This window comes from Paraprevotella sp. (assembly GCF_986071375.1).
In genome coordinates, this window is record NZ_CFQRNQ010000004.1 from 153655 (window position 1) to 166774 (window position 13120).

Consider the following 13120-nt stretch of genomic DNA (forward strand, 5'->3'; position numbering starts at 1 on the left):
AATAAAAACAATAATCATTTAAATCAATGGCAACATTACAGAAAATCAGAGCTAAGGGGCCTTTGTTGGTCATCGTGATCGGCGTGGCTCTTTTTGCATTCATTGCCGAAGAAGCCATGCGCTCCATCCAGTCTGCTTCTAACGAAAGCAAGCAGCAAGTCGGCGAAATTTACGGAGAGCGGATTTCAGTACATGAATTCCAAAACTTAGTGGACGAATATGCGGAAGTTGTGAAGTTCACCAGTGGCAACAGTGCACTCAACGACCAACAGCTTACCCAATTGCGCGACCAAGTTTGGAACACATACGTCAACAACAAACTCATCGAGCACGAAGCTGAAGAGTTGGGACTGACCGTCACTGACGCAGAAATCCAATCCATCATTTCGGAAGGCAACAGCCCCATACTGATGCAAACACCTTTCCGCAACGAACAAACTGGCCGTTTCGATGCCAATGTCCTGAAGAAATTCCTGACCGATTATGAAGGCATGAAAACCAAAAGCGAACAGATGCCGGCCGAATACATGGACTACTATAACAGTCTCTACAAATTCTGGATGTTCATTGAAAAGACCCTCCGTCAGGAAAGTCTTGCGCAAAAATACCAAGTACTGTTGGGCAAAGCGATGTTAGGCAACAAAATCATAGACAAGGCCGCATTCGAGGCACGTGCCAATGAAAGCGACATTATCATGGCTGCCGTGCCCTACTCTACCATTAATGACAAAGATATCAAAGTGGAAGAAAGCGATTTAAAAGCCAAATACAATGAGTTGAAAGAAAGATTCAAGCAAACAGCCGAAAGCCGCGACATCAAATTCATTGATGTACAGGTCAAAGCCAGCGCAGCCGACAAGGCAGCCTTAGACAAAGACATGGCGGAGACTGCCACAGCGTTGGCTGCCGGAGGCGACATTGCTAAAATTGTCCGTGAGAGCGGCTCTACGATTAATTACAGTCCGCTTCCGGTCAGCAAGAACATATTCCCCAACGACATAGCTTCACAATTGGATTCCATGGCTATAGGACAGATGAAAGCTCCCTATTATTATGCAGGAGACAACACGATGAACATCATCAAGGTAATCAACAAGATTTCCGCACCGGATTCCATTCAGCTCCGCCAAATACAAGTGGCAGGTGCCGATATGAATGCCATCCAAAAGACAGCCGACAGCATCATGACGGCATTGCACAACGGTGTGGCTTTCGATTCCATCGCCAAGAAATACAACCAGACCGGCGAAAAGACATGGATTACTTCACGTAATTATGAAGGTGCTCCTTTGGACGGCGACAACTTGAAGTTTATCAAGACCATCACCAACATGCCGGTGAATGCCACCGAAAAGATTGACTTTGCCCAAGGATGTATCATCGCACAAGTTACAGACCGCCGTGCCATGATCAATAAATATGATGTGGCCGTAATCAAATGCCCGATTGAGTTCAGCAAAGATACTTATGCAAAGGCTTATAACGACTTCAGCCACTTCATTGCTTCCAATCCTACCCAAAAGGATATCGAAGCCAAAGCACTGAAAAACGGCTATAACTTACAAGAGCGTAAAGACTTGTTCAGCAATGAACATTATGTAGGAGGAGTAAGCAACACGCGTGAGGCCATGCGATGGATATTCAATGAAGACACCGAAATAGGCAATGTATCTCCTCTTTACGAATGTGGGGAGAACGATCACATGCTTGTGGCCATCCTTACTGGTATACACAAGGACGGTTACCGCACGATGGAGGATATGAAAGAATATCTCACGCAAGAAGTCATCAAGGACAAAAAAGCCGAGATGCTGAAAGAGAAACTGGCCCAGACAAAAAGCATAGCAGACGCCATGAAAGTACAAGGTGCCGTAAGCGACACCATCAAGCACGTGACGTTCAGTGCCTCCGCTTTCGTAATGAAGACCGGCTCTAGCGAACCGATGTTGAGTGCCGTAGCCAGCAAAACAGCGGCCAATCAATTCGCAGGTCCGTTCAAGGGCAATGCCGGAGTTTACACGTTGCAGGTTATCAACAAGAACAAATCGGCCGAGAAGTTCGACGCTAAAAAAGAAGAGGCTCAACAAGAGTCCCTCAACATGCGCGCCATCAGCCGTTTTGCCAATGAACTGTATGAAAAGGCCGAAGTAAAAGACAATCGTTACCTCTTCTTCTAAAAAAGCGGAGACTTTACGATAAAAACAATAGAAACCTACAAGATTATACTATCTTGTAGGTTTTTTTCGTTATATTTGTAAAGTAGAGCTTTTTCTACCCATTAAAAAGAATATTATGGAAGATTTCAACTTACTGGCCCCCCTGCTGTTGGCCATTGTCGGCTTGTTAGTCGGTGCTATATTAAAGTCCATACTGAGACGAACGGGCTTTCCCTATACCGTAGGACTGTTTGTATTCTGTCTATTGATAGGACTCCTCAACCGTTTCCACTATTTCGACTTCATGCCACGCGTAGAAAACGCAGTGGCAACCGTAGCCGATACGAATCCGGATTTCATTCTATATGTTTTCCTCCCCATTTTGATATTCGACGCGGCATACGAAATGAACATGCACATCTTCAAAAAAACATTAGCCAATTCCACCCTACTGGCTGTCCCTGGATTAGTCGTCTGTATGCTGCTTACAGCCGCCCTCATGATTGGCATCAGCCTGTTTGTTCCGGAATACGCCTCATGGACATGGCCATTGGCTCTCATGTTCGGCGCCCTCATCAGCGCGACCGACCCGGTAGCCGTCGTCGCTTTATTGCACGAACTGGGTACCAGCAAACGGTTCTCCACTTTAGTAGACGGAGAGTCTTTGCTCAACGATGGAACCGGCATAGTATGTTTCATGCTGTTTTTCGGAGCCTATACGCTTAGTGGAGCAAGCATAGCTTCTCCCATAGTGCAATTTCTGGAAGTAGTTATTGGAGGAATACTTTTAGGCTTCTGCCTGGCTCGACTGACCATCTGGTTCATTACACGTATCAACTCGGAGGAGATGATACAAAACAGCGTCATTATCCTTTCTGCCTACGTCACGTTTATTCTATCCCAATACTATATGGGCATATCCGGTGTCATCGCTTTAGTGGCTTTCGGACTGACCATCTCTTATACCGGACGCCCCAGACTGAAACCGCAAGTAAACATATTCATGGAAAAGTTTTGGGGACTTCTTACCCACATAGCCAATACATTGGTTTTTATCATGGTCGGCGTGGTCATTGCAGAGAAAGTAGACTTGAATTGGTCCGACCTCATCATTTTGTTGCTTGTCTACGTAGGACTAAACCTCATCCGTTTTGCCATGATCATGCTTTTCTACCCCGCTATGAAAAGATTGGGATACGGACTTTCCAAACGCGAGTCCGTCATCCTGACATGGGGCGGCCTTCGCGGAGCATTAGGCATGACACTGGCCCTGATGGTTTCTTACACACCGGGGATTCCGGAAGACATCAGGCGACAGGTCCTGTTTCTCACAGCCGGTATCGTCACGCTCACTCTTTCCATCAATGCCACCACCATGCGTTGGCTATTGAGACGATTGGGCTTAATACAAGTTTCCAACGCCAGAGTACTGATAGATTCCAAAATCCAAGGATACTTACACGACAGTGCAGAAAAATATATGGAAAAACTGTCTGCAAAGCCAACATTTCATGATGCTAACTGGAACAAAGTGAAAAAATACCTTCCACCGTCTCTGCCGTTGCCTTCGTCTGGAACTCTTCCCACAATGGAATTCCTTTCCGAAATACGTCTCCGTATATTGGACCGCGAAAAGGCTGTATGCCATCAACTTTATGATGAAGGTGTCGTTTCGAAAACCACATTCCTTCATTTGATGAACTCTCTCGACGAGATGTATGACCATGACGGACAGTATACGTTGGATTTCCGTCCTTCCATATTCGATTATTGCGACCGAACCTCCATCCTGACTCATATTCAAAAGAAACTTCACTTGGGGGACAGTGTCAGTTTCTACTTCCGCGAACGTATCGTAAACGTATATGACATGGCCAGAGGGTTCATCATTTTACAAAACGAGGACCTGAACCTGTTAAACGAACTCAACGCTTCCGAACTCCTCACGCCCGAACAGAAAAAACGATTGGACATTCTCCGTACGGAAATCAACCATAACATAGACCGAATGAATCACGTCACCTTGCAACTGGAACAAAATTACCCGAAGGCTTACCGCCACGCGCTCACCGTCAAGTCTATCCGTATGATGCTCACTTACGAGCGTCGCACCATCCGTAAACTCCAAGACGATGGCGTGATTTCCGAAAAAGACGCAGAACGCTTCATCGAAAAAGTAGACGAACGGACAGACCAAGGCAATTCTTTCCGCTATTCAGTACCGGGCACTCTATTACGGGGAATACTACACGCAATAGGCCCGAAGAAGAGATGACCCACAATGGGGGACGGAACGTCAGGTTCCGTCTCACTTTATTTCACCCATTCTTCCAATTTCTTTTTCAGCACTCCTGTCCCATAGCCACGCCAGACATGCATAATCCGCCCTTCAGGTGATACAATCACGTAATGAGGAATGCCTTTGATACCATAATGAGCGTATATTCCCACTGTCCCTTGCATATCATTCAGGTTGGTCCATGTAATACCCTTTCTTTCGGATGCTTCTTTCCAAACCTTTTCACTGTCAGAACTGATACTCACTACAACAAGCCTGTCTTTCCACATCTCTTGTACCTCACGCATCTCAGGAAAAGCCATCAGACAAGGACCACAGCCTGCACTCCAAAAGTCAAGCAACAAATACCGTCCTTCAAAATCCGACAGATGGCATACCTGCCCTTTCAAGTCATACAAGTCCGTGTCGTACACGCAATCGCCTACTGCTACGACTTTAGGAGGAAACAACTGTGCGGTTACCTTCTTTCCTGCTTCCGTCCCAAGCCAATCCTGAGGAATACGCTCATACAATCGTTTCAAATCTTCGGTATAAGGAAACGAATCCACCACACTCACAAATGCGCTCCGTGCATTCATTTGCTGCATCCACACCTTATTTACCGGCATCTGTTCCATGACGGCTATGTCATTCCTGATAATGAGCATTTCAAGCGAATCTACCATGGGATTCAAATTCTCTCTAATACTGTCTTGATAGGCTTTCAGCATCTCTTCTGACAAATCCGGATCGTCTACTCTATCCCACAGTTCTCTCGTCTTTACCATGACTTCCTGTTGTTCATCTATCAATGTCCTCGACGCATCAATAAAGCGGTTATACCACTGTTGTTCCGGAATCTTGCTTGCAACCGACCAAGTACGCAACAATTTATTGCAACCTTCTATCCTAACCGTATCTCCGGCAGCCGCATAAACATCAAGATAAGTACTCGGAAATCCCTCACTTAGCCCCATCAGTACAAAATTCTCCACTTGACTATTCAAAGAATCAACTGTAAACGAGAACCTTCCGGTTTCCAACGTGTCCGTCTCCATCTGTCTCATCACTCTTCCATCCGTACTATACAGCCCTATACAAGCACCATCTTCCACATGGAACAAACGTCCGGTTATCACACACGGTTCTTGTGCCTCAGCCGTAAGGGATACAAAAGCACCCAAAAACAATATCAGCTTTTTCTTCATGGTGCTACTAAATATAAGACCCAAAGGTGTCAGATAAACCGACACCTTTGGGTCTTATTAAATTTTCAATTCATCAATTATTCTCCGGACGCAATTTACGCACCGTTTCTGCCGTACGCCACATTTCGCTGTCGTGCAAAGCCTTCAATTCAGCTTCCAACTTCACGCGGTAGTCAGGCTTCGAGTTGGAATCAATCGAGATTTGCGCCTCATTACCGGTCACTACGCTCTGGTACAACTTCTGCACCACCGGCTTGATGGCATCGTGGAACGGGCCCATCCAATCCAATGCGCCACGCTGCGCCGTCGTGGAACAGTTAGCATACATCCAGTCCATACCATTCTTGGCAAACAACGGCATCAAGGATTGGGTCAATTCTTCCACCGTTTCATTGAAAGCCTCGGAAGGAGTATGTCCGTTCTCGCGCAATACCTCATATTGTGCCAATAACAAGCCCTGGATAGCACCCATCAAAGAACCACGCTCACCGGTCAAATCGGATGTAGCCTCACGCTTAAATGTAGTCTCGAACAAATAACCAGAACCGATACCGATACCGAAAGCCAGTACTTTATCCAATGCCTTACCACTGGCATCCTGATAAATAGCGTATGAAGAGTTCAAGCCGCGGCCTTCGAGGAACATCGTGCGCAATGAAGTACCCGAACCCTTGGGAGCCACCATGATGACATCAATATCTTTAGGAGGTACCACACCCGTACGGTCACTCCAGTTAATCGCAAAACCATGAGAGAAATACAAGGTCTTGCCCGGAGTCAGATAAGGCTTGATGGTCGGCCACAACTGCATCTGAGCCGCATCGGAAAGCAACATACAAACTATCGTACCCTTTTCGGCAGCTTCTTCAAGAGAAAACAAAGTCTCCCCCGGCACCCAACCGTCAGCCACAGCCTTGTCGTATGTCTTGCCCTGACGTTGGCCTACAATTACATTAAAACCGTTATCACGCAAGTTACAAGCCTGACCAGGTCCTTGAACACCATACCCTAAAACTGCAATCGTCTCGTTCTTCAATATTTCACGAGCCTTTTCCAATGGAAATTCCTCACGGGTCATCACAGTCTCGATGACACCGCCAAAATTCAATTCTGCCATTTTCTATTTCTGTTTTGTGCGACAAACAGCCGCGTTCTTTATTAAAATCCTTTTTTGCACTAAACTCGACGACAAAGTTACAAAATTATTCTAATACACCTACAATAAATTGCTATTTGTTATCAAATTTAAGTTTACTTCGACACACGACTTCCCCCTCGGGATTCTCTCCGCCCACGTTTTTACGGACTTCAACATCGTAAGTCCCGTCTTCGTTTTCCTCGCGGAAGAAGCTGAGCGTGTCACCGGAATAGCTTTCAGCCACGTAGGCCATTTCAAAACGGCGTATCACATGCCCGGCATACCATTCCTTGGAAAACAAGTCCAACACATGTTCAATATATTTAATACTGTTCACATGCCCGTTGATGTCTATATCACTATAATACACATCCATAGAACGTACCGGCATACAACTGCTCACCTTGATACGGCCAGGCTTCTCTATCGGGCAAGCCTTTTCCGTCTCTATATAGTCTACGATATCACCGCCGTGCAGCGACAACAAATCTGCCGGTTTACGGGTATCCATATTGATCATGGCCCACACGGAACGCGCATAACCGTAAACCTTACCGTCCTCCCCGTAAATGGAAAAGTTACGGTCGGTAAACAAACGGTATACGTTCTCCACCCACGTATCGACAGAGAACTCCTCATATTGGGACGGCATGTCTTCCAATTCAATGGCCAAACGTGACAACACCCACGTGTAGTTGCTCTCATTCAGTTCTGCCATACCGAAACCGCGCTCCGTGGCATGGAATCCGGCACAGTTGAGCAAATGGTTGCCCAACACCCCCATGAAAAGCTTTCCCGTGAAATCCACGTGAAAAGGTTCGGCCACAAACGAATAAGTCCCGACTTTATTCTCTTTCATTCGAATCCCTACCTTATTTATTCTTTATTTTGAAGCTCCTCATACGCACGCCGCCTTTCTTCCAAAAACTCGTCCAGATATTCCGTACAACTCTTTGTAATGGCTATACGCCCCGAACGCACGTATTGCAATACGCACTTATACTCGTTCAAAGCGAAATAAAGCGACATGATGTCATCTGTCATTCCCTTTTTGCTGACCACGGTATAAGTCGGGTTCACCTCCACAATCTGCGCTCCGTGCTGACGTACGGCCTTTGAGATGTCCGGATTCTCCAACACCTTGGGAGTGGCCAGTTTATAAAGCGCCACTTCCTGGATGAAGATTTCGTCGTCCGTGAAATAATGAGCCTGAAGCACATCTATGCGTTTCTCTATCTGCTTGGTGATAATCTGCACCTGTTCCTCCGTGCTCCAACAAGTAATGGTATACTTATGTACCCCCTTGATACTGGAAGCCGACACATTCAGACTTTCGATATTCACCTGCCTGCGGGTAAAAACCGCAGTCACCTGATTCAAAAGCCCCGCAAAGTTCTCGGAGAAAACAATCAAGGTATAGAATTTCTTCTCTTGTTCCATCTAAAAATCCTCCCGTTAATAATCCAAAACCATGTCGTCCACGTCATTGCCCGGACAACACATCGGCAACACACGGCCTTCTTCAATCACGGCCACCTGCAACAAGTAAGGCCCTTCTGCCTCGACCATCTCCCGTATGGCCGCAGCCAAATCCTCACGCTCCACGACCGTACGGTTCGGTATGCCGTAAGCCGAAGCAATCATATTGTAGTCCGGATTCATCATCGGCGTGAAAGAATACCGTTTCCCGAAGAACATTTCCTGCCACTGGCGCACATTACCCAGGTAGTTGTTATTGAGCAATATGATTTTCACCGGACTACGTTGTTCCATAATCGTGCCCAACTCCTGAAGCGTCATCTGAATGCCTCCGTCGCCTAAAAAGAGACATACCATACGTCCCGGAGCGCCGAATGTGGCTCCGATGGCAGCCGGCAATCCGAATCCCATCGTCCCCATACCACCGGAGGTCACGATGCTGCGTTGTTCCGAGAATTTGAAATAACGGGCAGCCATCATCTGGTTTTGTCCCACGTCGGTCACCAAGACAGCCTTATTACCGGTCATCTCCGTTACCTTACGTACAACCTCCCCCATCTTTATCGGTCCGTCTGCCGGATGGATTTCAGGTTCTACCACTGCCTCCTTTTCTCTCTCGTGATGTTCCCCGAAACTGTCAATCCACTCCGTATGCCGGTTAGGCTTCACCAATTCGAGTACCTGGGCCAACGTCTGTTTGCAATTCCCTAACACGGCTACATCTACCGGTACATTCTTGTTGATTTCACTGGGATCTATTTCAAAATGTATCTTTTTGGCCTGACGGGCGTATGTACTTAATTTGCCAGTTATACGGTCGTCAAAACGCATGCCCACGGCTATCAGCACGTCACACTCCTGTGTCTTTACGCTGTTGGCCAGACTTCCGTGCATACCCAACATCCCCATATTCAACGGATGGTCGGACGGCAAAGCAGACAAGCCCAACAAAGTGCAACCGGCAGGAATATCGGCCCGTTCAATCAACTGACGGACTTCTTCTTGCGCGCCGCCAAGCTCAACCCCTTGTCCGACAAGGATAAACGGACGTTTCGCGTTGTTTATCAATGCAGCCGCCTGACGTATCGCCCACGGATCGGTCTTGGGCACAGGCACATAACTGCGAATGAAATCCGTACCCTGCGGTTCGTAGTCCACCAAGCCGACCTGCGCATTCTTGGCAAAATCCAGCACGACCGGCCCCGGCCTGCCGCTCTTTGCAATATAAAAGGCACGGCTTACCGCCCAAGCCACATCTTCCGGACGGCGGATCTGATAGGCCCATTTGCTAATGGGTTGCGTCACGCCTACCAAGTCGCATTCCTGAAAGGCATCGGAACCCAACAAAGAAGCACCGACCTGCCCGGCAATCACCACGATGGGCGTACTGTCCATCATGGCATCCGCAATGCCGGTAATGGTGTTCGTCGCCCCCGGTCCACTGGTCACCAATGCCACTCCGACCTTACCCGACACACGGGCATACCCTTGTGCCGCATGGGTAGCCCCTTGCTCATGCCGTACCAATACATGGTTCAACTTATCCTTATATCCGTACAAGGCGTCATATACCGGCATGATGGCACCTCCCGGATAGCCGAAGAGCGTCGTAACCCCTTCGTGCTCCAACGAACGCATCAAAGCCTCTGCGCCTGTTATCTTTTCTTTTACCATATTGAAAACTGTTTTTAATCTACCATACGAACTCCACCCTTGTCGGCCGAACTCACCATTGAAGCGTATGCTTTCAGCGATTTGGGTACGACACGCTTACGCGTCATCGGACGTTGCGGACGGGCTGCCAATTCAGCTTCGCTCAACTTGACGTTGATGCTCCGGTTCGGGATGTCTATTTCGATAATGTCTCCGTCCACAATCTTGCCGATATTCCCACCGGCTGCCGCTTCGGGCGAAATATGGCCGATACTCAAACCGGAAGTGCCCCCGGAAAAACGCCCGTCGGTAATCAGGGCACACTCTTTCCCCAAATGACGGCTTTTCAGATAGGATGTCGGATAAAGCATCTCCTGCATACCCGGTCCGCCCTTTGGTCCTTCGTGCGTGATGACCACCACGTCGCCACTCACCACACTTCCGTTCAGGATGCCTTCACAAGCGTCTTCCTGAGAATCGAAGACTTTAGCCGGCCCGCTGAAATGCCAGATGCTTTCGTCCACTCCGGCCGTCTTCACCACGCAACCGTCTTGGGCTATATTCCCGAACAGCACGGCCAAGCCGCCGTCCTTGCTATAAGCATGTTCCACATCGCGGATGCATCCCGTGGCACGGTCGGTGTCCAACGTATCGTACACCTTGCACTGCGAACCCATCTTGTTACTGAAGACCCCGCCCGGCGCACTGCTGTAAATGCGCCGCGCCTCATCGTCCACCTGTCCGGACGTAATACTATATTTCGCAATATCTTCGCCTAAAGTACGGCCGTTCACCCTGCGGCACGACGTATCCAACAAACTGGCCTTTGCCAATTCACCTAATATATTAAGGATGCCGCCCGCACGGTTACATTCCTGAATGGAATACTTCTGCGTGTTGGGAGCCAACTTGCATAGGCAAGGCACTCTACGGCTCAGTGCGTCGATGTCCGCCATCTTGAAGTCCACCCCGGCCTCGTTGGCCACGGCCAACAGATGCAGCACGGTATTGGACGACCCGCCCATGGCAATGTCCAACGTCATGGCGTTCAGGAAAGCCTGACGCGTGGCGATGCTCTTCGGCAATACGCCCTCATCTCCTTCCTCATAATATTTGAACGCATTCTCTACCACTAATCTGGCCGCATCCTGAAACAAACGGATACGGTTGGCATGCGTCGCCAAAATAGTCCCGTTCCCCGGGAGGGAAAGGCCGATAGCCTCCGTCAGACTGTTCATGGAGTTGGCTGTAAACATCCCCGAGCAACTACCGCAACCCGGACAAGCACATGCCTCAATCTTCGCCATCTCCTCATCGCTCACCGACGTGTCTGCCCCTTTGATCATGGCCGTAATCAAGTCTGCGTTCTCCCCGTTGATTTTGTGTGCCTCCATCGGTCCTCCGGAAACAAACACCGTAGGGATATTCAGGCGCATGCTGGCCATCAGCATGCCCGGCGTGATCTTGTCGCAATTCGAAATGCAAATCATGGCATCCGCCTTATGCGCGTTGACCATATACTCCACGCTGTCGGCGATGATATCGCGCGAAGGCAGAGAATACAGCATCCCGTCGTGCCCCATAGCGATACCGTCGTCGATGGCTATCGTATTGAATTCCGCAGCATAGCATCCCATCTTTTCGATTTCAGCCTTCACCATCTGCCCGATTTCATGCAAATGGGTATGCCCCGGCACGAACTGGGTGAAAGAATTGACGATAGCCACGATTGGCTTCCCGAACTGTTCACGTTTCATCCCATTGGCCACCCACAATGCACGGGCTCCCGCCATACGGCGTCCTTCTGTGCTCTGCGCACTGCGCAACTTATGTTTCATCTTTATAGCGTTTTTATACTTTTTCTTTATAGCTGCAAATTTAGTCCCTTTTTTCCTATTAGACAAAAGTTTGGGGTATAAAAGTGAGATATTCATAAACAACAGTTACCAAATCAGGTCACACCAAAGAAAATCGATACAAATATACGTTATTTTATTTTAAACTGTCATCCTGCTATCGAAACGACATTTGTAGTCAAAAAATGGATGGAAATATGTCACGTTGCAGTCTCATATACGCACACCTCTTCACTAACGCCTCATACAACACAAATTAAAAGCAAAACCGATTAATGCGCGACTTGACACGTTACAATGCCAAATATCCTGCACACCTGATGTCGAAAGACAAGAAAAGAGAGTCCGCCCCCCCGATGGTATAAGTATGGAAGCCACCATCCAAGGAAGGCATGGACGCTTTATTTGGGCCGTGAAACCTGTCGAATTGCCCCATTATTACCGTCCGGACGAAATCACCCCGGAGATGTACAACCGACGGATACGCATTATCGGTGGACAACTTAATGATTGTGAAGATGGACTGATAACCACAAGAGGTTCAAAGACCAAGAGGTCGTTGGTTAAACGACCAACCTTGTTGGCTTCTTCTGTGGAAGTAGAACCGGAATACTTCCAACTCCTCTGAAAGATTTATGCTATTTTCCACGAGAAACGGAAATGGCATATAAACTTTTTCGCTATCTTTGTAAATATATAAATTAAGGTGGAGGAACAAATCATGCAACAGGGCGGAAGACTTTACCCCATAGGAATACAAACGTTCGAGAAAATAAGGAACGGCAACTATTTGTATATAGACAAGACCCAATATGTCTATCAAATGGCGCACTCATCTTCGAATTACATGTTCCTGAGCCGTCCGCGACGTTTCGGGAAGTCTTTGCTGACCAGTACCTTGGAAGCCTATTTCGAAGGCCGGAAGGAGCAGTTCAAGGAATTGGCCGTGGAAAAGTTGGAAACGGAATGGACGAAATACCCCGTCCTGCATTTCGACATGAGCACGGCCAAGCATGTGGACAAGGAGCGCTTGGAAAGCGAACTGAACCTGAAACTGATTGAATACGAAAACGTATATGGCCGTGGCGAAGGTGAGGAAAATGTGAACCAACGCCTACAAGGTGTTATCCGCCGTGCCTACGAACAGACGGGCCGCCAAGTGGTGGTGCTCATCGACGAATACGACGCGCCCCTGCTCGACGTGGTGCATGAAGAAAAAGACCTGCCCGTCCTCCGTAACATCATGCGTAATTTCTATAGTCCGCTCAAAGCCTGCGACCCCTACCTGCGCTTCGTGTTCCTGACGGGCATCACCAAGTTCTCGCAACTGAGCATCTTCAGTGAACTGAACA

At 48.1% G+C, this 13120-nt stretch carries 10 protein-coding genes; 4 read left to right on the forward strand and 6 right to left on the reverse strand.

Annotated elements, in window-relative coordinates:
* The first annotated feature begins 26 nt into the window (after positions 1-26).
* Both AC5RDV_RS03885 and AC5RDV_RS03890 read left to right on the forward strand, forming a co-directional pair.
* Positions 27-2177, forward strand: coding sequence for a peptidylprolyl isomerase (locus AC5RDV_RS03885; RefSeq protein ID WP_282748031.1), 2151 nt, complete (start codon positions 27-29; stop codon positions 2175-2177).
* Between the two features lie 115 nt (positions 2178-2292).
* Positions 2293-4431: a cation:proton antiporter gene (locus tag AC5RDV_RS03890; RefSeq protein WP_282748032.1), complete on the forward strand. Its 2139-nt coding sequence runs from the start codon at positions 2293-2295 to the stop codon at positions 4429-4431.
* Positions 4432-4469: 38 nt separating this feature from the next.
* Here AC5RDV_RS03890 and AC5RDV_RS03895 read toward each other — a convergent pair whose 3' ends face one another.
* The 6 genes from AC5RDV_RS03895 to ilvD all read right to left on the reverse strand — a co-directional run bounded on the left by AC5RDV_RS03895 (position 4470) and on the right by ilvD (position 11750).
* Positions 4470-5642, reverse strand: coding sequence for a TlpA family protein disulfide reductase (locus tag AC5RDV_RS03895; protein ID WP_008626990.1), 1173 nt, complete (start codon positions 5640-5642; stop codon positions 4470-4472).
* A gap of 73 nt (positions 5643-5715) precedes the next feature.
* Positions 5716-6759, reverse strand: a complete 1044-nt coding sequence (gene ilvC / locus AC5RDV_RS03900) for a ketol-acid reductoisomerase (protein WP_008619856.1) — start codon at positions 6757-6759, stop codon at positions 5716-5718.
* Positions 6760-6871: 112 nt separating this feature from the next.
* Complete coding sequence (locus AC5RDV_RS03905) at positions 6872-7639, reverse strand: acyl-[acyl-carrier-protein] thioesterase (protein ID WP_130894204.1); 768 nt, start codon at positions 7637-7639, stop codon at positions 6872-6874.
* A gap of 17 nt (positions 7640-7656) precedes the next feature.
* Positions 7657-8220, reverse strand: a complete 564-nt coding sequence (gene ilvN, locus AC5RDV_RS03910) for an acetolactate synthase small subunit (RefSeq protein ID WP_008626986.1) — start codon at positions 8218-8220, stop codon at positions 7657-7659.
* Between the two features lie 15 nt (positions 8221-8235).
* Positions 8236-9933: a biosynthetic-type acetolactate synthase large subunit gene (ilvB, locus tag AC5RDV_RS03915; RefSeq protein WP_282748033.1), complete on the reverse strand. Its 1698-nt coding sequence runs from the start codon at positions 9931-9933 to the stop codon at positions 8236-8238.
* A 14-nt stretch (positions 9934-9947) separates the two neighbouring features.
* Entirely contained in the window at positions 9948-11750 is a 1803-nt protein-coding gene (gene ilvD, locus AC5RDV_RS03920; protein ID WP_282748034.1) for a dihydroxy-acid dehydratase, read from the reverse strand.
* A gap of 385 nt (positions 11751-12135) precedes the next feature.
* Here ilvD and AC5RDV_RS03925 point away from each other — a divergent pair, with 385 nt between their 5' ends.
* Together AC5RDV_RS03925 and AC5RDV_RS03930 are read left to right on the forward strand one after the other, a co-directional pair.
* Complete coding sequence (locus AC5RDV_RS03925) at positions 12136-12396, forward strand: hypothetical protein (protein ID WP_008626977.1); 261 nt, start codon at positions 12136-12138, stop codon at positions 12394-12396.
* A gap of 93 nt (positions 12397-12489) precedes the next feature.
* Positions 12490-13120: ATP-binding protein (locus tag AC5RDV_RS03930; protein ID WP_494222139.1), on the forward strand; the 631-nt coding region annotated here is incomplete at its 3' end.

What these genes read in the sequence shown, in the direction of transcription:
- ilvD (WP_282748034.1), bottom strand. Translation starts at nt 11,750, where the DNA reads ATGAAACATAAGTTGCGCAGTGCGCAGAGCACAGAAGGACGCCGTATG.
- AC5RDV_RS03895 (WP_008626990.1), bottom strand. Translation starts at nt 5,642, where the DNA reads ATGAAGAAAAAGCTGATATTGTTTTTGGGTGCTTTTGTATCCCTTACG.
- ilvC (WP_008619856.1), bottom strand. Translation starts at nt 6,759, where the DNA reads ATGGCAGAATTGAATTTTGGCGGTGTCATCGAGACTGTGATGACCCGT.
- AC5RDV_RS03925 (WP_008626977.1), top strand. Translation starts at nt 12,136, where the DNA reads ATGGAAGCCACCATCCAAGGAAGGCATGGACGCTTTATTTGGGCCGTG.
- ilvB (WP_282748033.1), bottom strand. Translation starts at nt 9,933, where the DNA reads ATGGTAAAAGAAAAGATAACAGGCGCAGAGGCTTTGATGCGTTCGTTG.
- ilvN (WP_008626986.1), bottom strand. Translation starts at nt 8,220, where the DNA reads ATGGAACAAGAGAAGAAATTCTATACCTTGATTGTTTTCTCCGAGAAC.
- AC5RDV_RS03885 (WP_282748031.1), top strand. Translation starts at nt 27, where the DNA reads ATGGCAACATTACAGAAAATCAGAGCTAAGGGGCCTTTGTTGGTCATC.
- AC5RDV_RS03890 (WP_282748032.1), top strand. Translation starts at nt 2,293, where the DNA reads ATGGAAGATTTCAACTTACTGGCCCCCCTGCTGTTGGCCATTGTCGGC.
- AC5RDV_RS03905 (WP_130894204.1), bottom strand. Translation starts at nt 7,639, where the DNA reads ATGAAAGAGAATAAAGTCGGGACTTATTCGTTTGTGGCCGAACCTTTT.